This window comes from Bifidobacterium simiiventris (genome assembly GCF_019331715.1).
Taxonomy (GTDB): Bacteria; Actinomycetota; Actinomycetes; order Actinomycetales; family Bifidobacteriaceae; genus Bifidobacterium; species Bifidobacterium simiiventris.
In genome coordinates this window covers 131,114-156,832 of the sequence record NZ_JAHBBG010000005.1, presented here as the reverse complement: position 1 = coordinate 156,832, position 25,719 = coordinate 131,114, and the positions used below count along the sequence as shown (strand labels likewise).

The following is a 25,719-nucleotide window of genomic DNA, read 5'->3' as shown; positions in this document are numbered from 1 at the left end:
AGGGATGATTATGGGACGACCGACATTGCCTCGGCTCCGGTTCTCGCGTCTGCGGTTTGGCAAGGATCGCATATTCGTGTTGCGCCGTGTGGGCGCCGCCGTGCTGGCGGTCGTGCTGCTGGTTGTGGTCGTTGCATCCGTGACTTCGTCCGGCCGCGCGCTGGAATCCTACCGGCTGGCGGCTTCGGGAAAGACAGTCGGATCCGTGGAAGGGGATGGTTCGGCCGGCGCGTCCGGGAACGGTTCCGGGCGTGATTCTAGTGATTCGACGGCTGCACAGGGAAAATCGGGAGGCGAAAGGGCTGGCACTGATGATGCGTCCGGTGCGGGTGCCGAGTCGTCGCCATCCCAGAAGACGGCCGCCGATTCGAAGGCCGAGGACATCGCCAGCACGCTGGCCTCCGACAAATCTGCACAACCGTTGAGCGAAACCGAGAAAACGCGCATCCTTGATCAGGCACGATCGACGGCGCAGACCTCGGCCGACGAGACGGGGGCTGGGCCGTACGTCTACACCTACTGTCTGAAGACCCGCGGTGATGTCGGCAACACCACGGCGTTCGCCAACACCGTGTTCTCCACCCTCAACAACGTGAAGGGCTGGCCAAGGGCCGGCGTCACCTTCGAACAGACCTCCGAAGCGGACTGCGACATCGCCGACATGGACATCATCCTGTCCCAGGCGAAGTACATGACCGATTTCTCGCCGTCATGCTCCGTCGAATACAGCTGTCGCGTCGATCAGCAGGTCATCGTCAACCTCGACCGTTGGAACGGTTCCGTCGACTCGTGGCTCGACGCCGGCGGCACGCTTGCGCGCTATCGCGAGATGGTCGTCAACCACGAGGTCGGCCACCGGCTCGGCCATATCGACAACGAGACGACCTGCGCCGGCATCGGCCAACGCGCGCCGCTCATGCAGGAACAGTCCATGCATCTCGACGGCTGCATGCCCAACGAATGGCCGCTCGACCATGAGCTGTGGGTCGGCTGATGAACGGGCGATCGGTGAACGGCCAGATGGCTGATCGGTCGGCTGCCCGGCCGGTGACGGGACGGTTCGCGCCGACGCCGTCAGGGCGCATGCATATCGGCAACGTCTACGCGATGCTGGCCGCATGGCTGTCCGCGCGGGCCGCCGGTGGACGGATGATCCTGCGCATTGAGGACATCGACCGGCCGCGCGTGCTGCCGGACGCCGACCGGTGGATCATGGACGATCTGGCTTGGCTCGGGTTGGGTTGGGATGGAGATCCCGTATACCAGTCCGATCGTTTGGACAGATATGGTGAAGCCATTCGCGCATTGTGTGCGCATGGCGATGGTTGCGGTGACGGTGTGAAGATGCCGTGTGGGTGTGAGGGGCCATGTGATGATGCGGAGATTGGCGCAGAAGCATCGCAGGCTCGGCCCAATGACGGATGTGGCGATGGCGTGATGTTCGATCCGGACACGGTGTATCCGTGCTTCTGCTCGCGTGCCGATATCCGCGCGGCATCCGCGCCGCAGGAAGGTGACGGATTCGTGGTATACCCCGGTACCTGCCGCATGCTGTTGCGTGACGATCCGGCCGAGATACGCCGTCGGCTGGACGCCGGCCGGCAGCATTCGCTACGGCTGTACTCGCCCGATCGCGACATGACCTTCATCGATCGCGTGTTCGGATCACAAACGTTCAACCTCGCTCACGATCTTGGAGATACGGTGATGAAACGGGCGGATGGACTGTTCGCCTACCAGCTGGCCGTCACCGTGGACGATCTCGACATGGGTGTGACCGATATCGTGCGTGGCCGCGACCTGTTGCGTTCGACCGCACTGCAGCTGTACATCCGCGAACGGCTGATCGCCGGTGGATGGGGCGGCGGAAACGGGGCTGCAAACGGATCGTGCGCGCCAGCATTCGCGCATCTGCCGCTGATCGACAATGCGTCCGGCAAACGTCTGGCCAAACGGCAGCGGTCGCTTGACATGGGCGTGCTGCGCTCGCAAGGCGTCACGGCGCGGCAGGTGATCGGCTACTGCGGATGGCTGCTCGGGCTGCTGGATGAGCCGCAGCCGTGCGAGGCCCGCGATCTACTGGGCATATTCGATTGGCGCAAGATCGCGGCCCATGCGCAGGACCGGCGCGTGCCTGATAATCCGTTTGCGGCGTGAGTGGACGAATGGGTGTGACGTTCCCTCAGTCAGTCTGCGGCTGACAGCTTCCCCAGCAGAGGGAGCCGGGACCGGTTCGGCGTGGCAGTCGCCTGTTCCCGAGGAACAGCTTCCTTGGCTGAAGGAGCCGAGACCAAGAACGTGTCGGTTTACACTGACACGGTACTGGTGCTTACGTGGGTATGGCGACAACGTTGGGCAAATGCCGGTACGGGCGTCGTCATGGTGATTAGACTAACTGACTAGGCTGCAATGGGAATGGACGGTAGCAGGGGAGTAATGGCATGACAGCGTATATGGACCACAAGGATCTCGCCAATGAAGTGATCGACGCCACGCGCGCGAAGGAGATCGCGGACGGCGTACATCGCGTGCTCGATGCGGTGGCTCAGGCGGAGTCGGACGCCGGACGAGCCGCGGGATCGGTGAAGCTGCTGGCCGCCACGAAGACGCGCGACGTGGGCGAGATTATGGCCGCGATCGATGCCGGCGTGCGCATGATCGGCGAGAACCGCCCTCAGGAAGTGGCAGTCAAGGCCGCCGGACTGACGCGCCAGTGCGCGGAACGCGGGTTCTCGCTCGGTGTGAGCGGAACCGGCGACGATACCTCCGCAACCGCTGAGGATCCTCGCCATACCGTCACAACCGTCTCCGACCATCACGAAATGAACACATCGACCGCCGGAACGCACATTCCGTTCCATCTCATCGGTCAATTGCAATCAAATAAGATCGGTAAGGTGCTGCCGGTCGTCAACACCATAGAATCGGTCGACTCGATCGAACTGGCCGAAAAGATCGCCCGTCGCGCGGCCATGCACGGCATCACCGTCGGCGTGCTGCTCGAAGTCAACGAATCCGGCGAAGCCTCCAAGTCCGGCTGTGATCCGGCGCGCGCGATCATGCTCGCCCAGCGCATCGGCACACTCGACGGCCTGGAACTGCAAGGACTGATGACCATCGGCGCTCACGTGGACGACGAACGCACCATCCGCCGCGGCTTCGCGCACCTGCGCAAGACCCGCGACCAGATCCTCGCCGCCGGCGCGCCCGGCACGGAACACTGCACCGAACTGTCGATGGGCATGACGCACGACATGGCGCTCGCCATCGCGGAAGGCTCCACGATCGTGCGCGTCGGTACCGCCATCTTCGGCGAACGCGCGTTCATCTGATCGGAACCCATCGTGACGCACCGTTCATCCTTGGCGCAGACCGCGCCTCGGCATAAAACCGTAAAACGCCGTCGTGCGCCATCAGACGCGGATGCGAATGTTCATAAGCGATCATACGGTGATCAGACTTTTGATCGAATCGTGAACGTCGCCGACGTCGCCGCCGAGCGTCGTCGGCTGCAACGATCACTCGTGATCATGCGCGTGTTCACCGTATTGCTGCTGATCGCGGCGATCGGCGTGGCCGGCTTTCCGATCGCTCTGCAATACCGCAGCTCGCTGCAGCTCGCGCAGACCTCGCAGCAGTCCGCCAAGCACGTCGCCGGATGGCCGTACCCGCAGGCCGAGGATGCGCTCAAGGCAGCGCGCGCCTATAACCGCACGCTCGCCGCGTCCGGTCAGCCGATTCTTGGTGAAGCGGTTGACCCGTTCTCCTCGCAGGGCGGCGGCTCCCACGCCAAGGGCGAGGACTCCGCAGCCAGCAAGGACAAGGAATACCAATCGCTGCTCGACTCGGGCAATGGCGTGATGGGTACGATCAAGGTGCCCACCGTGTCGATTGAGCTGCCGATCTACCATGGCACGTCCGAGGAGGCGCTCGCGTCGGGCGCGGGGCATCTGTACGGCACGAGCCTGCCGGTCGGCGGAAAATCTACACATTCGGTCATCACCGGTCACCGCGGACTGGTCGAAGCGCTCATGTTCACCCGGCTCGACGAGGTGAAGAAGGGCGACTTCATGTACGTCGAGGTGATGGGTGAGACGATCGGCTACCAGGTCGACCGCATCAGCGTGATCCTGCCGGACGACACGAGCCAGCTGAAGATTGTGCAAGGCGAGGATCGGCTCACGCTCATGACCTGCACGCCATACGGCGTGAACACGCACCGACTGCTGGTGAGCGGGCACCGTGTGAAGATCCCGGTGCCCGCACCCGAGCCGGGGGATGTGCATGACGGCCGCACCGACGCGATACTCGCGGTCGGCGGCACGCTGCTCGGCGGATGGCTGCTGGTGGCGATCGTGGAGCGGCGCACGCCGTGGATGGTGATGCGTCATGCGGCGTGGCGGCCGCGGGACTGAGAAGCGGCCGTGGCGGCCGTCGCCGGGCTGTCGGATCGTGATGTGGATTCGGTTGCGATCGTTTGGGCTGGAATGACGGGAAATCGTACGGTTAGGCTGACTACTACACTGGGCAGCATGAGAATTGCACGATTTTCCCTCAACGGAACCCCGCGATATGCGTTCGTCCAGAACGACCCGACCGATCACAAGGACTATCTGATCGAACTGGACGGCTACCCGTTCGGCGCCGGCACCATGCAGCCCACTGGAGAACGCTACGCCATCGACGCCGAAGGTGTGCGTCTGCTCGCCCCGGTGCTGCCGTCGAAGGTGTACGGCCTGGCCAAGAACTACGAGGCACACGCCCAGTTCATGCACGAGGCAGGTCACTCCGAGATCGCCCACGCGCCGGAGAACATGGTGATCTTCACCAAGCCTTCAACTTCGGTGATCGGACCTGATGATCCGATTGTTATCCCGCCGTACAGCCACGACATGAACTTCGAACCGGAGGTCGCCGTGGTGATGGGCCGCATCGCCAAGAACGTGCCGGTCGAGAAGGCGATGGACTACGTGCTTGGTTTCACGTGCGTCAATGACGTGACGCTGCGCGATCTGCAGGGACTCGACCCGACGTGGACGCGTGCGAAGGGATTCGACACGTCCTGCCCGCTCGGCCCATGGATCGTGGCACGCGACGACCTCAACTGGCGCGACGCGAAGATCTCGTTCACGTTGAACGGCGAGGACGTGCCGATGGCGAGCGGCACCACCGCGAACCTCATCCACGGCATCCCCGAGCAGATCGCCGCGATCTCGAGCTTCTCCACGCTGCTGCCGGGCGACGTGATCATGACCGGCACGCCGAACGCCTCCGGCCACCTCGACCCGGGCGACGAGCCGATCGTCCACGTCGAAGGCATCGGCGACCTGCGCAACGTGGTCGTGCAGGGTTAAACGAAAGCCCGGTGGGCTTTCGTCCTGCACGAGCCGAGCGTGAGCGAGGCCAGAATTGAGTCGGCCGTAGGCCGTCTGAAATTGCAGGGCCGTGCAGGGTTAAACGAAAGCCCGATGGGCTTTCGTCCTGCACGAGCCGAGCGTGAGCGAGGCCATGTTGAGTCGGCCGTAGGCCGTCCGAAATTGCAGGATGATCGCGGGCTGATTTTTTGCGAGCGTCAGCGAGTCTCGGCTCCCTCGGCTGAGGGAGCTGTCGAACGTGGGTGAGACTGAGGGAGTGTAGGCGTTACAGCGTTCAGCAGCTATGAACGTGGTAGCGTGTACGCTCCCTCAGTCAGCTTCGCTGCCAGCTCCCTCAGCCGAGGGAGCCGAGGCCCGCCACTCGCAAGGCGTTACGCCCCTGGCAGCAGCGCGTGCAGGATCGTCATGACGATGAGGCTGAGGATCGCGGTGACGGTCAGCGAAAAACCGGCGAGTTTCGCGTTGCCGGTGAGCGAATCGGTGAACTTGGTCGAGAAGATCGTGATCGGGGCGAACGAACCGAGCACGATGATCTCGCGGATGCGCATGTCGAACGGCAGGACGAACCATGCCGCGACCGCGATGATCACGCCGAACACGGCGCGCCACGCAATCACCTTGCCCAGTTCGATCCGATCCTTGCGATTGTCGGGAATCTCCATCATCAGGCCGATCATCGCCATCGCGCAGAACGCATTCGCATTGGCGAACGGCGTGATCAGCGTGATGATCGGCTGTGGAATGGTGATGTGAAGAAACATGAACACCAGCATCAACATGTAAATATCGAACGAAATCGATCCCAAAAAATCATGCGCGATATTGCGCAGCCGCAGACTGAGCGGCAATGATCGGAAATTATCATCCATATGCAGCAATGTTCGCGTGATCGTCAGCGATCCCGCCGTCGCGACCGTCGCGTTGCCGATATCCAGCATGATGATCGGCAGACCTGCCGACGCGCCCATGAACGTCTGCACCACCGGCAGGCAGAATGCGCCGAGGTTCAGGCCGGACGCGTTGAGCATCTGGAACGCGCGGTAGTTGCGCTCGTCGCCGCGCGAGCCGAGAAACACGACGAACAGCGGGATCGCGCAGGCGAAGAAGCCGAACAGCACGATCCACAGCATCCTCATGTCGTGCTTGTTCGTCGCGAACGACAGAATGATCGCGCACGGCAGCGTCATGTTGAACACGATGCCCTGCGCCACCTTGTAGTCGCGCTCGCCGAAAACGTGCAGGTGCTTGAGCGCGTACGTGCCGAGGATGGCGATGAGCAGCGCGCCGGATTGGAAGATCATGATGGTCGTTTCTCGAAGTCTCTCTTGTGGGTGGTTCCGGTGCATAGTCTAGGCGCGGATATGTTGCGGCCGGCATCGCTGTGTTGAGGTGTGGATGGATGATGGTTTTACAAACTTGAGCGTGTTGGACTCAAGTTTTGGGAATAGAATGGGTGGTAGTCCGGTTGAGTAAGTCAGAAACGAACGAAAACCTGCGATCCGACGGACGGTCGGGCTGCGACGCGCGGACGATGCCGTGCGGCTGGGCTTGACCGATGCGGTCCGGGGCGCAGTACAAGACTTTTGGGAGGTTGTTATGGAACAGAAGTTCACCACGATGGCCCAGCAAGTGATCGGCGACGCGATCCAGAGCGCGTCCGCCGCGGGCAACGCGCAGGTCGAGACCCTGCACGTCATGGACGCGCTCCTGCGTCAGGAGAACGGCGTCATCCAAGGACTCATTCAGGCCGCGGGCGGCAACCCGCAGGCCATCGGCGCTGCCGTGCGCAACGCGCTCGTCGCGCTGCCGAGCGCGTCCGGCTCCACCACGTCGCAGCCGCAGGCCAGCCGCCAGCTGACCGCCGCGCTCGCGCAGGCCGAGAAGGAAATGCAGCAGATGGGCGACGAATACGTCTCCACCGAGCATCTGCTCATCGGCATCGCGGCAAGCGCGCCGAACCAGTCGGCCGACATCCTGCGCCAGAACGGCGTGACGCCGGAGGCGCTGCGCAAGGCCGTCCCCGGCATCCGTGGCGGCGCGAAGGTCACCAGCCCGGACGCGGAAGGCTCGTACAAGGCACTCGAGAAGTACTCGACCGACCTGACCGCCGCCGCGAAGGAAGGCAAGCTCGACCCGGTGATCGGCCGTGACCAGGAGATCCGCCGCGTCATCCAGATCCTGAGCCGCCGCACCAAAAACAACCCGGTGCTGATCGGCGAGCCTGGCGTCGGCAAGACCGCCGTCGTCGAAGGACTCGCTCAGCGCATCGTCGCCGGCGACGTGCCGACCACGCTGCAGAACAAGAAGCTGATCTCCCTCGACCTCGGGTCGATGGTGGCCGGCTCCAAGTACCGTGGCGAGTTCGAGGAACGCCTCAAGGCCGTCCTCAACGAGATCAAGAGCGCGAACGGCGAGATCATCACGTTCATCGACGAGATCCATACGATCGTCGGCGCGGGTGCGGCCGAAGGCTCGATGGACGCCGGCAATATGTTGAAGCCGATGCTGGCGCGCGGCGAGCTGCGCCTGATCGGCGCGACCACGCTGGACGAATACCGCGAGAACATCGAGAAGGATCCGGCGCTGGAGCGTCGTTTCCAGCAGGTGTACGTCGGCGAGCCGAGCGTGGAGGACACGATCGCGATCCTGCGTGGCCTGAAGCAGCGCTACGAGGCGCACCACAAGGTGACGATCGGCGACGATGCGCTGGTCGCAGCGGCGACGCTGTCCAACCGGTACATTTCCGGCCGTCAGCTGCCCGACAAGGCCATCGATCTGGTCGACGAGGCGGCCGCGCACCTGAGGATGGAACTCGACTCCTCCCCGGAGGAGATCGATGAGCTCCAGCGCAAGGTGACGCGCTACGAGATGGAGGAGATGCAGCTCAAGAAGGCCGAGGATCCGGCGTCCAAGGAGCGTCTCGAGAAGCTGCAGGCCGAGATGGCCGACGCGCGCGAGAAGCTCGCGGGGCTCAAGGCCCGCTGGGATGCGGAGAAGGCCGGCCACAACAAGGTCGGCGACCTGCGCGCCCAGATGGACGCGCTGCGCGTGAAGGCCGACAAGTTCACCCGCGAAGGCAACCTGGCCGAAGCGAGCCGTATCCTGTACGGCGAGATTCCAGCGATCCAGAAGCAGCTCGACGCGGCCGAGAAGGCCGATGCCGAGGACACCGCGAACGGTGCGAACAAGCCCGAACCGATGGTGCCCGACCATGTCGACGCCGATTCGGTGGCCGGCATCGTCTCCGAATGGACCGGCATCCCCGTCGGCCGCCTCATGCAAGGCGAAAACGAGAAGCTCCTGCACATGGAGGAATACCTCGGCAAGCGCGTGATCGGCCAGAAGGAAGCCATCGCGGCCGTGTCCGACGCGGTGCGCCGCTCGCGTGCCGGCATCTCCGATCCGAACCGTCCGACCGGCTCGTTCCTGTTCCTCGGCCCCACCGGCGTGGGCAAGACCGAACTGGCGAAGGCGCTCGCCGACTTCCTGTTCGACGACGAGAAGGCCATGGTGCGTATCGATATGAGCGAGTACATGGAGAAGGCCTCCGTGTCGCGTCTGATCGGTGCCGCGCCGGGCTACGTCGGTTACGAAGAAGGTGGCCAGCTGACTGAGGCCGTGCGGCGTCGTCCGTATTCGGTGGTGCTGTTCGACGAGGTCGAGAAGGCCAATCCGGAAGTCTTCGACGTGCTGCTGCAGGTGCTCGACGACGGTCGTCTGACCGATGGCCAGGGCCGGACCGTGGACTTCAAGAACACGATCCTCATCATGACCTCCAACCTCGGCTCGCAGTTCCTCGTCAATCAGGACATGGACGCGGACGCCAAGAAGAAGGCCGTGATGGACGCGGTGCACATGAACTTCAAGCCGGAGTTCCTCAACCGCCTCGATGAGATCGTCATGTTCCACCCGCTCACCCGTGAGGAGCTGGGCGGCATCGTGAACATCCAGGTCGCGCAGGTCGCGTCTCGTCTCACCGATCGCCGCATTCGCCTCGACGTCACCGACGCCGCGCGCGAATGGCTCGCCGACACCGGCTACGATCCGGCGTACGGCGCGCGTCCGCTGCGTCGTCTGGTGCAGACCGAGGTCGGCGACCAGCTGGCGCGTATGCTGCTGGCCGGCAAGGTGCACGACGGCGACACGGTGTTCGTCGATCAGACCGGCGGTGACCATCTCGAGCTCAACGCCATGCCGACCGACCCGGACGACGACGGCTCGGTGCACGTCGACGACGTGAAGGCCGACTGACCGAAACTTGGCTGGCGGCGCGCGATGACGCCGCCGGCATGACAAAGGCCCGGAAGGATGCTCTCCTTCCGGGCCTTTGTGCGTTTGCGGGCCGGCTACTTCTCGAGGAAGATCTGCGGGGCCTTGGCGAAGTTGTTCGCGCAGTGCTCGCCGCAGAAGTAGTACGTCTTGCCCTCGTATTCGCGGGTGATCGCGTCCGCGGTCACGGCGACGGTCATGTCGCACACCGGATCGGTGGCGGTTTCGCCGTCGGTCGGCGTGGCGTTCATGTGCATGTGGTGCATATCCATGGGATGCTCCTTATCGTTGGAATTGGTGGACATTGTACTGTCGGAGCCGTGGGATTGGCCGTGCGGTTCCAAGTGGGTGAGTTCGGTCCGCTCGTCGACGATGACCTGAGGTTCGCGGCGAGACGGGGCTGTGCCGGTTGCGCCGGCCGTGCCGGCATGGGACGGGGTGCCGTCGGACGGCACCGCGATGTCGCTGATCTTCACGCCGTGCAGCCGGTTCGCGTTCAGCACCAGGCACACCGAGCTCAACGCCATCGCGAGTCCCGCGATCATCGGGCTGAGCAGCCAGCCGGTGAGCGGGTACAGCACGCCGGCCGCAACCGGAATGCCGATCACGTTGTAGCCGAACGCCCACGCCAGATTCTCGCGGATGTTGCGCATCGTCGCGTTCGACAGGTTGATCGTCTTCAGCACGCCGCGCAGATCGCCGTTCATCAGCGTCACGTCGGCCGACTGCATCGCCACGTCCGTGCCAGTGCCGATCGCGATGCCGAGATCGGCTTGGGCGAGCGCCGGCGCGTCGTTGATGCCGTCGCCGACCATCGCGATCAGGCCGTCCGGCACGTCGCCGACTGTCGGAGATGGTGTCGTTGCGGCCGATGCGGCTGCGGTCGCGCCGGCAGGATCGGCGTTCGTGCCGTGCGCACGATCGCGTGCGGTCTGCAGTTGGCGGATCCAGTACGCCTTGCCGTCCGGTTTGACCTGCGCGATCACCGTGTCGATGCCGACCTCGCGGGCGATGCGCGCGGCGACCTCGGCGCGGTCGCCCGACAGCATCACCGTACGGATTCCGGCTGAGCGCAACGCGGCAACCGCCTCGCGAGAACCGTCTTTGACCGGATCGTGCTCGTAGCTGGGCTTTCTGTCGTGGTCGCTTGCCACTGCGCTGTCGTTCGTCGGTGTATCCACCACGCCGCGCGTGATCGTACCGGTCTTGTCGAACACGACCGTGCGGATGTCTCGCGCCTGTTCCAACGCCTTCGCCGACGTGACCAGCACGCCGTTCGTCGCGCCCAGGCCCATCGCGGCCGTCACCGACAGCGGCGTCGCCAGACCCAGCGCGCACGGGCAGGCGATGATCAGCACGCTCACCGCCGTCACCAGCGCATGCGCCAGACACGGTTCAGGGCCGACCGCCAGCCAGATCGCGAACGTCCACACCGCCACGATCATCACCGCCGGCACGAAAATACGGGCGATTTTATCGGCCAGTTTCTGTACCGGCGCCTTCGTGGCCTGCGCCCGCGAGACCATCGCGATGATCTGCGCCAGCACCGTTGCGCCGCCCACCTGCGTGGCACGCATGAGCAGATCGCCTTTGAGCAGCACTGTCGCGCCGGTCAGAGCTCGCGCGGCGGTACTGTCGTTTGCGCTGCCGCCGTGGCTGTCTGCGTGCGTGTCCGCGATCTTGACGACCGGCTTCGATTCGCCGGTAATCATCGACTCGTCGACCGTGGCCTCGCCGTCGACGATCTCGCCGTCGACCGGAATGCGCTCGCCGGCATGTACAACCAGCAGGTCGCCGGTCTTCACATCGTCGATAGTGATATCGCGAACGTTTGCGTCGTTTCTCCAGTTCGTATGTGCGACGGCATCGTCGGACGTCAGGACATGCGCGGTACGCGGGCGCAGTTTGATCAGCGACTGCACCGCTTTGCCGGTGCCTTCGCGGGCCTTCGTTTCCAAGAGCCGGCCGACCAATACCAGCGTGATCACCACGCCTACCGATTCGAAATACGGTTCGCGCGAGCCTTCCGGGAACAGCGACGACATCACGCACAGCGCAAGGCTGTACACGTAGGCGGCGGTCGTGCCGAGCGTGACCAACGAGTTCATGTCGGGCGCGCGATGGATGAGCGCAGGCCAGCCGACGCGGTGGATAGGCGCTCCGCAGTAGAACATGACCGGGGTGATGAGCAGCGCCTGCAGCCACGGGTTCATCAGCCACATCGGCACGATGGCGTGGCCGCCGGGCAACAGCATGAGCATCATCGGCACGAACACCGGCAACGTGAGCACGGTGCCGATCGCGACCAGTTTGGTGAGCTGGCGGATCTCCTTGGAGCGTTCCTCGGATTCGCGGCGTTCCGCAGCCAGCGCGTCGGTCGGCGATGCGACCGTGTTGTGTTGGCCGGAGTCGGTATAGGATTCCGCTGTGTCATTTCGACCGGAGCGCAGCGGGGCGGAGAAATCTTTCCTCCCGCTTCCGTCGACTCGTTCGGTGCCAACGTTTGCGCTTTCACTGCCGGCGTCGCCGGTCACGCGCAGCAGGCCGTGCACCATATTCATACCGCACGCGAACGGGTACTCTCCTGCCGGCAGTGCGGGCAGGTGCACGTTGGTGCGTGTGTTGCCCGGCAGCATCGCGTCGAGCGCAAGGTCGCCGAACACGACATGCGACGTGCATTCGCCGGTCTCCTGTCGGTCGAACGTGAGCGTGATCGGCGTGCCGGCCCGCATCTCGATCACGGCGGGGGAGTAGCCGCCCTTGACGGTGATCGTCGCGGTCTGCATGCCGTTTTCCAACGTGCCCGCGGTGCCGTGCTGCGGTGCGAAGAAGAATCGGATGATCAGCCATGTGAGCGCGGCGGCCACTAAGGCGGCGGCCGCGACAAGAAAGATGTTCGGTTCCATGATTCGCTCCTTCTGTCTTCCTGTGGCTATCGTATCGCTGCTCACCAGAATATACCCAATACCCCTATGGGGTATAATGGGTGTTGCGATTATGCCGCTGGGCGAATCGGCCGGCGATTGGAGGTTGCGATGCATGGGTACGGCGAAGACAAGGCGAAGGTGGTCGCGCGACTGCGGCGGGTGGAGGGGCAGATCCGCGCCGTGACGCAGATGGTGGAGGATGACAAGTACTGCATCGACGTGCTCACGCAGATCTCCGCGGCCAATTCGGCGTTGAAGTCGGTGGCGTTGCTGCTGCTTGACGATCATCTGAACCATTGCGTGCGCGAGGCGTCGGCCGAAGGTGGTGAAGTGGCCGACGAGAAGCTACGCGAGGCCTCGGCCGCGATCGCGCGACTGGTGAAATCGTAGGTTCGCGGGCTGTTGTCGGCGTGCGACACGCGTTGCCGGCGTCGTCCATGCCGTACGTTTCACTAGAACATATGTTCGACAATGTGATGACGGTGGCCGCGATGATCGCGGTGATGATCGTGGCGGCGGCGCTGGGGCTGGCCGCGGGATTCCTGCTGGGCAAGTCGCGCGGCCAGGAGATGGCCCGAGACTCCCGGACCGGCGAATTGGAGGCCGCGAAGGCCGATGGCGACGCGGCACACGCGCAGATCGTGCAGCTGACTGCGCAGGCGGCCGAACTGCGCGGCCAGATCGACGGACTGAGCCAGCAGTTGTCATTTGCCAAATCGCAGCTGGCGCAGGCCCAGCAGGCTGAGCAGGTACGCATTCAGCACGAGCGTGACAAAGCGGCGGCCGACGCGGAACGCGAACGTGTGAAACAGGCGCGCTCGCTGGAGGAGCAGAGCAAGGTGCTCTCCGCTCTGGCCCCGGTGCAGAAGAACCTCGATGCGTTGCAGGCCAAGGTCTCGCAGATCGAGGAGGGGCGCAAACGCGAAATGGGCGCGCTCGGTGAGCAACTCAAGGGGCTGGGCGAGCAGCAGGCCCGGCTGGATCGAGAGACGAGCTCGCTGTCGGCGGCGTTGCGCAACAACAAGGTGCGCGGCGCATGGGGTGAGGCTCAGCTGCGCAACATTGTGGAATCGGCCGGTTTGCTGGAACACGTCGATTTCGATACTCAGGTGGTGGTCACCGGCGAGGATGGCCGCATCCAACGTCCGGACATGATCGTGCATCTGCCGGGAGGCAAGACGATCCCGATCGATGCGAAGGTGCCGTACGCGGACTACCAGCGTGCGTGCGAGATACCGGAGACCGCGTCGCCGGAGGAACTGGATCGTCGCGCCGATCTGCTGCGGGCGCATGCCAAGGCGTTGCGCGACCATGTAAAAACCTTGGGAGACAAGGCATACTGGAACGCGTTTGACGTCGCCCCGGATTTCGTGGTCGCCTTCATTCCGAACGAGGCGCTGCTGCAGGCGGCGCTCGAAGCCGACCCGACGCTGATGGACGACGCCTTCGCCCGCAAGGTGGCGCTGACCTCGCCGGTGACGCTGTGGGCGGTGCTGAAGTCGGTCGCCTACGCGTGGCAGCAGCAGAGCCTGACTGACGACGCGAAGAAGCTGTTCGACCTGTCGCGCGAACTGTACGAGCGGTTCGCCGTGCTGGGCGACCGCGCCACCAAACTGGGCGCGGCCATCACCAAGACGGTCGGCGCATACAACCAGTTCGCCACGTCGCTCGAATCGCGCGTGCTCGTCACCGCGCGCAAGCTGCAGAAGATCGACGCCGGCAAGATCATCGAGCCGGTGGACATGATCGACCCCGGCAAGGCCGATATCCGCGAACTGACCGCGCCGGAAACCCAGTCCGACGGCAACGCCGATTGACGGCACGAGAAGATAGGCTAACAACCATGACCGAAGAGAAATCCTTCCGCAAGACCGGCTCCGCGCCGGCCGTGAACCCCGATGCCGCCGCAGCGCCCGCCGAGACGCCGTTCGCGCTGCTCGACCCGCGCGACCAGCTCAAACAGCTGCTCGTGAAGGAACTGGACGGCAAGCCGTTCTGCGAACTGTCGAACGTGACCTTCGACCATCGTGGGGCCTCCATCGTCGGGCATATCCTGCTCGACACGTTGGAGGAACAGGGCTATTCGGTCGATGACTTCGACGCGGTCGGAGCACTGACCGCAGCCGCCGTGCCGCTCGTGTCGGCGATGATCCTCGCGGCCGCTTCGCGCGGCGAGGATCTGAACGGCTTCGTGATGGACTTCGTGTACCCGTCGATCAAAGGGCCGTCGATCAAGGGCAAGCGCGTGGTGCTGCTCGACTCGTGGCTGTCGGAGAAATCCTACGTGCAGACCTCCTCGCTGGTCACCCTGCGTAACGGCAACGAGCTGAGCCTCGACTTCGGCATCGTGGAGCACGAGGGCGCCGAGGTGATCGCTATCGCATCGCTCATCGGCGGCGTGGACATGGACAAGCCGACCATCAAAGTCATCAATCCGGTCGACGACGAAGAGCGCGAACTGCCGTTCGTCGAGGTCTACCACGAGTCTGAACTGCGCTGACATGCATACGCCCAATCCTGTCTCCTTGGCCGCCAAACTGTCCGGCGAGCCGGAATTCCGCGAGGTCGGCGTCGGCCCGTGGGCGCAGACCCATCCCGGCGAGCCGCGTCCCGACGACCCGGTGTCCCCGGACTTCGACCGGCGCTTCGACCCGCTGCTGCTGGACGAGGGTGACCGCCGCAACGTGCTTGACCGCTACCGCTACTGGACAGTCGACGCCATCAAGGCAGATCTGGATGCGCGTGGTCGCCATGACTTCGAGGTCGCCGTCGAAAACTGGACGCACGATTTCAACATCGGATCGATGGTGCGCACCGCCAACGCGTTCACCGCGAACCGCGTCCACATCGTCGGTCCACACAAGTGGAACCGCAAGGGTGCGCTGATGACCGAGCTGTACCAGCACGTCGAGAACCACCCGTCCATCACCGAACTGGTCGAATGCTGGCGTCATCGTATTGCCGGTGAAATCGCATACGAGCGATCCCGCGCCAAGGCTGCGGCGATCAAGGCGCATGCGATCGCGGTGCAGTCAGGTTCTGCAGCGTCCTCGATCAACGATCATGCCTCCGCGTCCGCCGCGGTAGCTGCGGTATCTGAGGCGACGGCCGACATCGCCCGTGCCGATGCGCGCATCCGCGAACTCGAAGAGGCCAAGATCATCGCGCTTGACATCATTCCCGGCGCGGTGCCGATCGAAACCTACCAGTTCCCGCACCGCTGCCTCATGCTGTTCGGCGCGGAAGGCCCCGGCCTGAGCGAGAAGGCTTTGGAACTGGCCGATGACGTTGTCTACATCTCTCAGTTCGGTTCTGTCCGTTCGATCAACGCCGGAGCTGCCGCCGCAGTCGCCATGCACAGCTACATCGCCCAGCATCTGTGAGAATAAGACACTGCGGATCATGCGCGAAGTGTTGTCGGGTGACCTCACGGCCGCCATGCTCCCTCAGTCGGTCTGCGACTGAGGGCTTCCTCAACCGAGGAGTCGAGGCTCCGCCGGCATCGCAACGAGGTGAGACGGCGCGCGAGGCGTGTCACAAATGACTCGTATAGTAGGGCGCATGCCTACATTCACACGCGAAGAAATCGAGCACTTGGGCGATCTCGCCCGAATCGCGCTCACCGATGAGGAAATCACCCGTCTGCAGGGCGAGCTGAACGTCATCGCCGACTCCATCAACAAGGTGCAGGAAGTCGCCTCCGACGACGTGCCGCCGACCGCCAACCCGATCCCGCTGGAAGCCTACCTGCGTCCGGACGTGGCCGAGACGCCGCTCACGCAGGCCGAAGCCCTGTCGGGCGCTCCGAAGACCGAGGCCGGCATGTTCGTCGCGCCGCGCATTCTGGGAAGCGAGGAGTGAGAACCGTTATGACCGCAACCAACGAACTCGTGCAACTGACCGCCGCCGAGATGGCCGCCAAGGTCAAGGCCGGCGAAGTCTCCAGCCGTGAACTGGTCGACGCGCATCTCGACGTGATCGAGGCCGCCGAACCGTCCATCAAGGCCTTCCTCAAGGTCTCCGGCGACGTGGCTCGCGAACAGGCCGACGCCTTCGATGCCAAGAGCGCCGAAGAGAAGGCCTCCCTGCCCGAGCTGGCCGGCGTGCCGATCGCCATCAAGGACATGATCGTCACCAAGGGCATCGAAACCACCGCCGCCTCCAAGATCCTCGAAGGCTGGGTGCCGCCGTACGACGCCACCGTCATCGAAAAGCTTAAGGCGGCCGGCATGCCGATCCTCGGCAAGACCAACCTCGACGAATTCGCGCAGGGCTCCTCCACCGAGCACTCCGCCTACCAGACCACCCACAACCCGTGGGATACCGAGCGCGTCCCCGGCGGTTCCGGCGGCGGTTCGGCCTCCGCGGTCGCCGCGTTCGAGGCGCCGCTCGCTCTCGGCACCGATACCGGCGGCTCCATCCGCCAGCCGGGCGCACTGACCGGCACGGTCGGCGTCAAGCCGACCTACGGCGGCGTCTCTCGCTTCGGCGCGATCGCCATGGCCTCCTCGCTCGACCAGATCGGCCCGGTCACCCGCACCGTGCTCGACTCCGCGCTGCTGCAGGAGATCATCGGCGGCCACGACCGCCGCGACTCCACGTCCATCCCCGAAGGCCCGCGCCCGATGGTCGCCGCCGCTCGCGAAGGCGCCAAGCGCGACCTCAAGGGCATGAAGGTCGGCCTCGTCAAGGAACTGGGCGGCGAAGGCTTCCAGCCGGGCGTCCAGGCCCGCTTCGACGAAGCCGTCAAGAAGCTCGAGGAAATGGGCGCCGAGATCGTCGAGGTCTCCTGCCCGCACTTCGAGTACTCGCTCGGCGCGTACTACATCATCATGCCGTCCGAGGTCAGCTCCAACCTGGCCCGTTACGACGGCATGCGCTACGGCCTGCGCGTCATGCCGCCGGCCGGCGTGCCGCAGACCGCTGCCAACATGATGGCCTACACCCGTGAGGCCGGCTTCGGCGACGAGGTCAAGCGCCGTATCATCCTCGGCACCTACGCCCTGTCCGCCGGCTACTACGACGCCTGGTACGGCTCCGCGCAGAAAGTGCGCACGCTCATCATCCAGGACTTCCACAACGCCTTCGAACAGGCCGACGTGCTCGTCTCCCCGACCAGCCCGTCCACCGCGTTCAAGTTCGGCGAGAAGATGGACGACCCGCTGGCCATGTACATGAACGACATCGCCACTATCCCGGCCAACCTCGCCGGCGTGCCTGCCATGTCCATCCCGGCCGGCTTGTCGGACGACGGCCTGCCGGTCGGCTTCCAGTTCATCGCGCCGCAGCAGCGCGACGAGGTCATGTACAAGCCGGCCGCCGCACTCGAAGCCGCGCTCGAAGAGGATTGGGGCGGCCCGATCTGGCAGTCCATGAAGACCCCGTGGCTGAACGTCGCCGAGTAAGGCATCGGAAGAAAGAGAACAAGCACTATGGCTGAAAAACTGATGAAGTACGCCGATGCCACCAAGAAGTACGATGTGGTCTTCGGCCTCGAAACGCACGTCGAGCTGTGCACGAACACCAAGCTGTTCTGCCCGGCGCACATCGAGTTCGGCGGCGAACCGAACACGCAGCTGACCCCGGTGAGCCTCGGCCTGCCGGGCAGCCTGCCGGTCGTCAACAAGACCGCCGTCGACTACGCGATCAAGCTGGGCCTCGCGCTGCACTGCGAAATCGCCGAGTGGAGCCAGTTCGCCCGCAAGAACTACTTCTACCCGGACATGCCGCGCGACTACCAGATCTCGCAGTACGACAAGCCGACCAACGGCAACGGCTACCTCGACGTCGAGCTTGAGGACGGCACCGTGTTCCGCGTGCCGATCGAGCGCGCGCACATCGAGGACGACGCCGGCAAGAACACGCACGTCGGCGGCGCCGACGGCCGCATCGAAGGCGCGGACCACTCGCTGGTCGACTACAATCGTGCCGGCGTGCCGCTGATCGAGATCGTCACCAAGCCGATCGAGGGCGCGGGCGACCGCGCCCCGGAGATCGCCGGCGCCTACATGCGCGCCATCCGCGACATCGTGCGCGCCCTCGGCATCTCCCACGCCCGCATGGAGCAGGGCAACATGCGCGCCGACGTGAACGTCTCGCTGCGCCCGTCCGCCGACGCCCCGTACGGCACCCGTTCCGAAACCAAGAACGTGAACTCGTTCCGTGGCATCGAAAAGACCATCCAGTACGAGATCCGTCGTCAGGCCGCCCGCCTCGACGAAGGCAAGGAGATCCTGCAGGAGACCCGCCACTGGGATGAGGCCACGCAGACCACCGCCGGCGGCCGCGTCAAGTCCGATGCGGACGACTACCGCTACTTCCCGGACCCGGATCTCGTGATGCTGCACATCACCAAGGAGCACATCGCCGAGATCGAGGCCCAGATGCCGGAGATGCCGCGCGAGCGCCGCAACCGTCTCAAGGCCGAGTGGAACCTCACCGACCTGCAGCTGCGCGACATCCTCAACGCCGACGCGCTCGACCTGATCGAAGACACGGTCAAGGCCGGCGCGACCGCCGCGGGCGCCCGCAAGTGGTGGCTGGGCGAGCTGAGCCGCGAGGCCAACGCCAAGGGCGTCTCGCTCGAGGAGCTGCCGGTCACCCCGGCCGACGTGGCCGAGGTCGAGCAACTCATCGCGGACGGCAAGCTCAACGACAAGCTCGCCAAGCAGACCATCGCCGGCGTGCTCGCCGGTGAGGGCACTCCGGACGAGGTCGTCACCAAGCACGGCTACAAGATCGTCGAGGACTCCGGCGCGATCGAATCCGCCGTCGAAGCGGCGTTCGCGGCCAACCCCGACGTGGTCGAGAAGCTCAAGAGCGGCAACATGAAGCCGATGGGCGTCATCATCGGCGCGGTGATGAAGGCGACGCGCGGCCAGGCCGACGCGAAGGCCGTCACCAAGATCGTGATGGGCAAGATCAAGTAACGCATCCGCATCACGCGTCAGGCTCCCTCCGGTTCTTCCGAAGGGAGCCTTTTCGTATCCGTGTATTGCATACTTGGTGAACGCATGCCGTAAATCTTCCCAGCAAACGGTCAGGCGGGTAGGATATCTTCTGTACCGACTTCTACCAGCGTATGTTGAGGGAATACACGAATGTCTGAAACCGCCGAAACGCCGACGTTGCAGGAAATCTCGCGCGAATTGCCGCCGAAGATCGTCATTCCTGAGATCAAGGGCGAAATGGTGCACCTGCGCCCGGCGACCATCGAGGACCTGCCGCGTCTGGACGAACTGGACGCCTACTACAACGCATCGCGCATCACCGGCAAGGATCCGCAGGCCGAACGCGCCGTCGTCCACGCCTGGGTGCGCCGTTCCGTCGCTTGGACGAACGGCTTGGCCGCATCCGAATCCGGCGTGGGTGATCCCGAATCCCGCCGCACAATGGCCTGGGCCGTGCTCACCGACTCCGACCATGACGACGACGGCCAGATCGACGCGCAGGCCACTGACAACGTGATCGGCATGGTCTTCCTCATCGACATCGACGGCTGGGCCCGCTCAGCGCGCATCCAGGTCGTGCTCGGCAAGGACTACCGCGGCCGCGGCTACTCGCGCGATATGATGCCGCGCGTCATGACCTACGGCTTTGCGCCCGAACCGGCCGGTCTCGGCATGCACCGCATCTGGGTCGCCGTGCCCGAAAAGAACACGCGTTCGCTGTCCGTCTACAAGTCGCTCGGGTTCGTGCAGTCCGGCACGTCGCGCGACGCGTTGTGGGACGCGGAAAACGGCCGTTACCAGGATCTGATCGTGTTGGACACGCTGTTCGACGAATACGATCCGATCCGTTCACTCGATGCGTTCGGCATGCATGTGATCGAAGACAATCCCGGCATGCGCGAGGCGCTGGCCATGCGCGAGCATTCCGTTACGATCCAGCAGAAAAGACGTGACCCGGCCGGTGCGAACGAAACCCGCGCCGATGCCTCCCCGAACGGCGACGACGACAACGACGAACTGCGCAAGGCCGCATACGCCCGTATCGGCGTCGAACTGAACGGTGACGACGAGGATGCGGGTGCGGCGGTCAGACAGGCCGAGTCCGCGCCGTCCGATACCGTCGATGGCGATTCCACATGGCCGTACGGCCAGTCCGAGCGCAAGACTTCGAAGAACGCCTGGTGGCGCAATCTCGGATTGAGCCGCAAGCGCGAGACGGAGGAGGACCGATGAGCGCAGAGGATCTCGATAATTACGAAACCGACGCGGAACTCGCCCTGTACAAGGAATACCGCGACGTCATCAAACTGTTCACCTACGTGGTGGAGACCGAACGCCGCTTCTATCTGGCCAACAAGGTCGACTTCAACGTGCGTTCGGCCGGGCAGGACGTGTATTTCGACGTGCAGCTGACCGACGCCTGGGTCTGGGACGTGTACCGGCCGAGCCGTTTCGTCAAGAACGTGCGCATCGTCACGTTCAAGGATGTGAACGTCGAAGAAGTGCAGAAAACGGACATCGACATACCCGACGACATCCACTGATTTCTGTGGCCTTTGTGTGGAAACGCACAGAGGCCATTTGCGTTTCTTGGGTGTGGGGTAGACTATCGCTGATTTTATTATAAGGAGACTCACGTGACGCAGAAACAATCCGTGGTGATTATCGGCGGCGGCCCCGCGGGCCTTACCGCAGCCTGGGAATTCGTCAAGGACGGCGGCGCCGACAAGTACGACGTGACCGTGCTCGAGGCCAGCCGTGAATTCGGTGGCATCTCACGCACCGTCAAGCACAACGGGAACCGCATGGATATCGGCGGCCACCGCTTCTTCTCCAAAGACAACCGCATCATGGACTGGTGGAAGGACGTGCTGCCGCTGCAGGGCGCTCCCAGCTATGACGACAAGAAGCTCGGTCGCGAGCACGAAATGGAGCCGGGCGGGCCGGATCCGGAAGTGAGCGACGAGGTGATGCTCAAGCGCCACCGCGTCTCGCGCATCTTCTACGGCGGCCGCTTCTTCGACTATCCGATCTCGCTCAAGCCCGCCACGTTCAAGGCGATGGGCTTCGCCATGACCATGCAGGCCGGCTTCAGCTACCTCGCCTCCATGTTCCACAAGTTGCCCGAGACCAATCTGGAGAACTTCTATATCAACCGTTTCGGCCGCAAGCTGTATTCGATGTTCTTCGAGGGCTACACCGAGAAGCTGTGGGGACGCCACCCCTCGCAGATCTCCGCCGACTGGGGCGCGCAGCGCGTCAAGGGCCTGAGCGTGCTCGGCGTGCTCAAGAACGCGTTCGCCAAGCTCAGCCCGAAGAAGCGTTCCAATGCCGAGGTCGAAACCTCCCTCATCGAGGAGTTCTGGTACCCGAAGTACGGTCCGGGCCAGCTGTGGGAGACCGTCGAGAAGCGTTGCGAGGCGCACGGCGCGAAGGTCATCACCGATGCGAACGTGGTCGAGATCCGTCAGGACGGCGGTCACATCAGCTCGGTCGTCTACGAGGATTCGGAAGGCAACCGTACGGAACTTGCCGCTGATCAGTTCATCTCGTCGATGCCGATCAAGGATCTCGTCAACGCCGTGGACGCCTCCGACAAGCCCGCGCCGAAGGACATCACGGCCATCGCCAACGGCCTGCCGTATCGCGACTTCGTCACCGTCGGCCTGCTCGTCAAGCGGCTGCGCCTGAAGAACACGACCGACATTCCTACGCTCGGCAACCCGCCGATCGTGCCGGACTGCTGGATCTACGTGCAGGACCCGGGCTACACCGTCGGCCGCATCCAGATCTTCAACAACTGGAGCCCGTACCTCGTCAAGGACGTGGACGACACCGTCTGGATCGGCCTCGAATACTTCTGCGACGAAGGCGACTCGTTCTGGAACATGAGCGAGGAGGACTGCGTCAAGTTCGCCATCAACGAGATGGTGCGCATGAAGGTCATCGCCAGCCCGGCTGACGTACTCGACACCCACCGCGAGAAGGTCAAGAAGGCGTATCCCGCCTACTTCGACACCTACGCCCAGATGGACGAGCTGGTCGAATACCTCGACCACTTCGGCAACCTCTACTGCGTCGGCCGCAACGGCCAGCACCACTACAACAACATGGACCATTCGATGGCCACCGCCATCGAGGCCGTCGGCAACATCAAGACCGGCAAGACCTCCAAGAAGAACGTGTGGTCTGTCAACACCGAAAAGTCCTACCACGAGGAAAAGTAGTTCCTCTTCCACCTGATGAAACGGCTCGTCGCGCTATGCGGCGGGCCGTTTTGCGTTGGTCGGGGAGAAGTTGTATGGTTAGTGCCAGTTCGTGACGCATGGAGTGCGACGGACGTTCGATAGCGGCATTGGCCGCACATCATTCTTAGTGCAGAGCTCGGCAGTGTGCCGGCGTTGCTCAAGGAAAGGTAATACGAGTGGCAACTAGCCAGAATCTTGAGGATATGAAGCTGCCTGAGCTCAAGGAGCTCGCCAAGCAGATGGGACTTCGTGGCACGTCGACGATGCGCAAGCCCGAACTACTGGCCACGTTGCAGGCCGCCCGCTCCGGAGGCGAAGCCCCTGCCGGAGTCACCGTGCGTGCCCCTCGCGCCGCCAAGGCGGAACAGGACGCCTCTGCCGAACCTGCGGCCGCCGAACAGCCTGTCGCCACCGAACCTGCCGTCAAACCGGCCGCCGAGCCGAAGGAGGCGGAACCGCAGCAGAACGAGCCGGCGAACAAGCCCGAGCGTCCTGCTCGCGCCACCCGTTCCGGTCGCGTGGTGCGAGCCGCGGGCGAGCCGATGCGCAAAACCCGTACCCGTATCCGCAAGAACAGCGACGCCCAGTCCGACGACGCCGCGCAGCAGCCCGCGGCCACCGATGCCGCGCCGGTGATCAATCTGCCCGTCGCCGCGAAGAAGGACGCCGACTCGACGGTTCGTCGCCGTCGTCACGAGGAGGAAGCCTCCGCGCTGCTGCTCGACGATCTCGGACTCGAACCGACCGGTGAGCGCGCCGATCGCACCGACCGTCGCCGCAAGTTCGACGACGATCGTGCGCAGAATCGTCGTCGTCGCGATTTCAATGCAGACGATGACCGTCCGCGTCGTCGTCGCGTCGAAGAGCCTGCCGTCGCGTCCGATGACAACGTGCGTGATCTTGACGACATCCTGGCGACTCTGCCGACCACGACCGCTACGACGGAACGCGACGACCAGTCCGGCGACGAGCCCGTCGACCGTGAATTCGTCCGTCGCAGCCGCAACCGTGCGGATCGTGGCGCGGATCGTGCCGATCGAGCGGATCGTGGCATGGACCGTCACCAGCGCCGTCTGCGCGGCCGCGACCGTGACTTCGACAACGCCGACCATGATCAGCGCGCCGACCGCAACGTCGAGCGTGACACTCGCCGCGACGAGCCGCAGGACGATCTCGTCCCGGTCGCCGGCATCGTAGACGTGCTCGAATCGTATGCGTTCGTGCGCACCTCCGGCTATCTGCCCGGTCCGAACGACGTGTACGTCTCGATGGGCCAAGTCAAGAAGTACGGCCTGCGCAAGGGTGACGCCGTGCACGGTTCGATCCGCGCGCCGCGCGACAACGACCGCCGCAACCAGCGTCAGAAGTTCGTGCCGCTGCAGTCCATCGACTCGATCAACGGCATGAGCGTCGAGGATGCGGCCAACCGCCCGCAGTTCTCCAAGCTCACCCCGCTCTACCCGCAGGAGCGTTTGAAGCAGGAGACCACGCCGAACAAGCTCACCGGCCGCATCATGGACATCGTCGCGCCGATCGGCAAGGGCCAGCGTGGCTTGATCGTCTCCCCGCCGAAGGCCGGCAAGACGATCACGCTGCAGAACATCGCCAACGCGATCGCCACGAACAATCCGGAAGTCCACCTGATGGTTGTGCTCGTGGACGAACGCCCGGAGGAAGTCACCGACATGGAGCGCACCGTGGCCGGCGAGGTCATCGCCTCCACGTTCGACCGCCCGGCCTCCGACCACACCACCGTCGCCGAGCTCGCCATCGAGCGCGCGAAGCGACTCGTGGAGCTCGGTCAGGACGTGGTCGTGCTGCTCGATTCGATGACCCGTCTCGCCCGCGCGTACAACATCGCCGCGCCGGCGTCCGGCCGCATTCTCTCCGGTGGTGTGGACGCGCAGGCCCTGTACCCGCCGAAGAAGTTCTTCGGCGCGGCCCGCAACATCGAAAACGGCGGATCGCTCACCATCATCTCGTCCGCGCTGGTCGAAACCGGTTCGAAGATGGACGAGGTGATCTTCGAGGAATTCAAGGGCACCGGCAACATGGAACTGCGCCTGAGCCGCGAACTGGCCGACAAGCGCCTGTTCCCCGCCATCGACATCAACGCGTCCGGCACGCGCCGCGAAGAGCTACTCACCGCGCCGAACGAGCTGCCGATCATCTACCGTCTGCGTCGTCTGCTCGGCGGCCTCGAGCCGGAACAGGCGTATCAGACGCTCGTGCCGCGTCTCAAGAAGGCCCCGACCAACCGCGACTTCCTCGCCGCGATCAGCCAGCAGGCCAACTCCAGCGCCGTCAACGGCAACTGAAATCAACGACGGACCGACTGATACGTGGCGGTTTTCTCTCGCCGGCGACCGTGCCGGCGAGAGAAAACCGCCACACGGCATATATGGGCGTCTGGCGGGCGGGGAACGGCGGTGATAATCTGACAACCATGAGCGAAACGCAAGAATCCCAGTCCGAAGGCGGCGATTGGCTGCCGTCCGCAGACGCCACGCATGCGCCCGAATCCGAAACGGTGATCGACTCCGCCGCTGCGGCCGAACATCCCGAGGTCGCCGAAACCGTGGCGAAAATCAAGGCCCTGCGCCAGTCCATCGACAATGTGGACACGGCCATCGTCTCCCTGCTCGCCGAACGGTTCAAATATACGTCGCAGGTCGGTGTGCTCAAGGCTCGCGCAGGGTTCGCGCCGGCCGACTACAAGCGCGAGGATTATCAGATCGAGCGTCTGCATCGCATTGCCGTGGCGGCCGGGCTTGACCCGGACATCGCCGAGATGTATCGCGAATTCGTGGTGACCGAGGCGAAGAAACGGCATGCGCGCATCGCGGCCGCGGGTGGTGACCCGGGCGTGCTCGACGTGTTCGCCTGATCTGTCCAATAACGACTGAACGACGCGGCCTGCCGCATGAAAACGGAGCGGGTGCGGGTAAGA

At 64.2% G+C, this 25,719-nt stretch carries 20 protein-coding genes and 1 pseudogene; 19 read left to right on the top strand and 2 right to left on the bottom strand.

What is annotated here, in order from left to right; genetic code table 11:
- The first annotated feature begins 10 nt into the window (after positions 1 to 10).
- The 5 genes from KIH76_RS07020 to KIH76_RS07000 all read left to right on the top strand — a co-directional run bounded on the left by KIH76_RS07020 (position 11) and on the right by KIH76_RS07000 (position 5,354).
- On the top strand, positions 11 to 994 hold the full coding sequence (locus KIH76_RS07020; protein ID WP_219069996.1) for a DUF3152 domain-containing protein: 984 nt from the start codon (positions 11 to 13) through the stop codon (positions 992 to 994).
- Positions 995 to 1,047: 53 nt separating this feature from the next.
- Positions 1,048 to 2,157 carry a glutamyl-Q tRNA(Asp) synthetase gene (locus tag KIH76_RS07015; RefSeq protein ID WP_219070016.1) on the top strand — a complete coding sequence of 370 codons (1,110 nt, stop codon included), beginning with the start codon at positions 1,048 to 1,050 and terminating at the stop codon, positions 2,155 to 2,157.
- 284 nt (positions 2,158 to 2,441) lie between these two features.
- Positions 2,442 to 3,332 (top strand): YggS family pyridoxal phosphate-dependent enzyme, encoded by an 891-nt coding sequence (locus tag KIH76_RS07010; RefSeq protein WP_219069994.1) that lies wholly within the window; start codon positions 2,442 to 2,444, stop codon positions 3,330 to 3,332.
- 30 nt (positions 3,333 to 3,362) lie between these two features.
- On the top strand, positions 3,363 to 4,415 hold the full coding sequence (locus tag KIH76_RS07005) for a class C sortase (RefSeq protein WP_476695660.1): 1,053 nt from the start codon (positions 3,363 to 3,365) through the stop codon (positions 4,413 to 4,415).
- Between the two features lie 117 nt (positions 4,416 to 4,532).
- A complete protein-coding gene (locus KIH76_RS07000) occupies positions 4,533 to 5,354 on the top strand; it encodes a fumarylacetoacetate hydrolase family protein (RefSeq protein WP_219069992.1) in 822 nt (273 codons plus the stop codon).
- A 392-nt stretch (positions 5,355 to 5,746) separates the two neighbouring features.
- On the opposite strand, the gene KIH76_RS06995 is transcribed toward KIH76_RS07000, so the two are convergent.
- The gene (locus KIH76_RS06995; protein WP_219069990.1) at positions 5,747 to 6,676 is read right to left on the bottom strand and encodes an AEC family transporter; all 930 of its coding nucleotides are present in this window, start codon (positions 6,674 to 6,676) and stop codon (positions 5,747 to 5,749) included.
- A gap of 295 nt (positions 6,677 to 6,971) precedes the next feature.
- Here KIH76_RS06995 and clpB point away from each other — a divergent pair, with 295 nt between their 5' ends.
- Positions 6,972 to 9,626: an ATP-dependent chaperone ClpB gene (gene clpB, locus KIH76_RS06990; protein ID WP_219069988.1), complete on the top strand. Its 2,655-nt coding sequence runs from the start codon at positions 6,972 to 6,974 to the stop codon at positions 9,624 to 9,626.
- Between the two features lie 95 nt (positions 9,627 to 9,721).
- Here the strand turns inward: clpB and KIH76_RS06985 are convergent, their stop codons facing one another.
- Positions 9,722 to 12,550: an HAD-IC family P-type ATPase gene (locus KIH76_RS06985; protein WP_219069986.1), complete on the bottom strand. Its 2,829-nt coding sequence runs from the start codon at positions 12,548 to 12,550 to the stop codon at positions 9,722 to 9,724.
- A 129-nt stretch (positions 12,551 to 12,679) separates the two neighbouring features.
- Between KIH76_RS06985 and KIH76_RS06980 the strand changes: the two genes are divergently transcribed.
- The 13 genes and pseudogenes from KIH76_RS06980 to KIH76_RS06925 all read left to right on the top strand — a co-directional run bounded on the left by KIH76_RS06980 (position 12,680) and on the right by KIH76_RS06925 (position 25,656).
- Positions 12,680 to 12,961, top strand: a complete 282-nt coding sequence (locus KIH76_RS06980; RefSeq protein ID WP_219069984.1) for a metal-sensitive transcriptional regulator — start codon at positions 12,680 to 12,682, stop codon at positions 12,959 to 12,961.
- 71 nt (positions 12,962 to 13,032) lie between these two features.
- Complete coding sequence (locus KIH76_RS06975; RefSeq protein ID WP_219069982.1) at positions 13,033 to 14,388, top strand: DNA recombination protein RmuC; 1,356 nt, start codon at positions 13,033 to 13,035, stop codon at positions 14,386 to 14,388.
- A 26-nt stretch (positions 14,389 to 14,414) separates the two neighbouring features.
- The gene (locus KIH76_RS06970) at positions 14,415 to 15,071 is read left to right on the top strand and encodes an orotate phosphoribosyltransferase (protein ID WP_219069980.1); all 657 of its coding nucleotides are present in this window, start codon (positions 14,415 to 14,417) and stop codon (positions 15,069 to 15,071) included.
- 1 nt (position 15,072) lies between these two features.
- Positions 15,073 to 15,588: pseudogene (locus tag KIH76_RS11760) on the top strand (RNA methyltransferase); the annotation flags it as partial.
- A gap of 9 nt (positions 15,589 to 15,597) precedes the next feature.
- On the top strand, positions 15,598 to 15,954 hold the full coding sequence (locus KIH76_RS11755; protein WP_420829263.1) for a TrmH family RNA methyltransferase: 357 nt from the start codon (positions 15,598 to 15,600) through the stop codon (positions 15,952 to 15,954).
- Between the two features lie 178 nt (positions 15,955 to 16,132).
- The gene (gatC, locus tag KIH76_RS06960; protein WP_152357771.1) at positions 16,133 to 16,432 is read left to right on the top strand and encodes an Asp-tRNA(Asn)/Glu-tRNA(Gln) amidotransferase subunit GatC; all 300 of its coding nucleotides are present in this window, start codon (positions 16,133 to 16,135) and stop codon (positions 16,430 to 16,432) included.
- Between the two features lie 8 nt (positions 16,433 to 16,440).
- Positions 16,441 to 17,976: an Asp-tRNA(Asn)/Glu-tRNA(Gln) amidotransferase subunit GatA gene (gene gatA / locus KIH76_RS06955; RefSeq protein ID WP_214373733.1), complete on the top strand. Its 1,536-nt coding sequence runs from the start codon at positions 16,441 to 16,443 to the stop codon at positions 17,974 to 17,976.
- A gap of 27 nt (positions 17,977 to 18,003) precedes the next feature.
- Positions 18,004 to 19,500, top strand: coding sequence for an Asp-tRNA(Asn)/Glu-tRNA(Gln) amidotransferase subunit GatB (gene gatB / locus KIH76_RS06950; protein ID WP_214373732.1), 1,497 nt, complete (start codon positions 18,004 to 18,006; stop codon positions 19,498 to 19,500).
- Positions 19,501 to 19,671: 171 nt separating this feature from the next.
- Positions 19,672 to 20,754 (top strand): GNAT family N-acetyltransferase, encoded by a 1,083-nt coding sequence (locus KIH76_RS06945; protein WP_219069977.1) that lies wholly within the window; start codon positions 19,672 to 19,674, stop codon positions 20,752 to 20,754.
- Positions 20,751 to 21,065 carry a DUF2469 domain-containing protein gene (locus tag KIH76_RS06940; RefSeq protein WP_033494454.1) on the top strand — a complete coding sequence of 105 codons (315 nt, stop codon included), beginning with the start codon at positions 20,751 to 20,753 and terminating at the stop codon, positions 21,063 to 21,065. The genes KIH76_RS06945 and KIH76_RS06940 overlap by 4 nt, the downstream gene beginning before the upstream one ends.
- Before the next feature lie 93 nt (positions 21,066 to 21,158).
- Positions 21,159 to 22,748 (top strand): NAD(P)/FAD-dependent oxidoreductase, encoded by a 1,590-nt coding sequence (locus KIH76_RS06935; RefSeq protein WP_219069974.1) that lies wholly within the window; start codon positions 21,159 to 21,161, stop codon positions 22,746 to 22,748.
- A gap of 197 nt (positions 22,749 to 22,945) precedes the next feature.
- The gene (rho, locus tag KIH76_RS06930) at positions 22,946 to 25,087 is read left to right on the top strand and encodes a transcription termination factor Rho (protein ID WP_214373729.1); all 2,142 of its coding nucleotides are present in this window, start codon (positions 22,946 to 22,948) and stop codon (positions 25,085 to 25,087) included.
- Between the two features lie 128 nt (positions 25,088 to 25,215).
- Positions 25,216 to 25,656 carry a chorismate mutase gene (locus KIH76_RS06925; protein WP_214373728.1) on the top strand — a complete coding sequence of 147 codons (441 nt, stop codon included), beginning with the start codon at positions 25,216 to 25,218 and terminating at the stop codon, positions 25,654 to 25,656.
- Positions 25,657 to 25,719 lie beyond the last annotated feature (63 nt).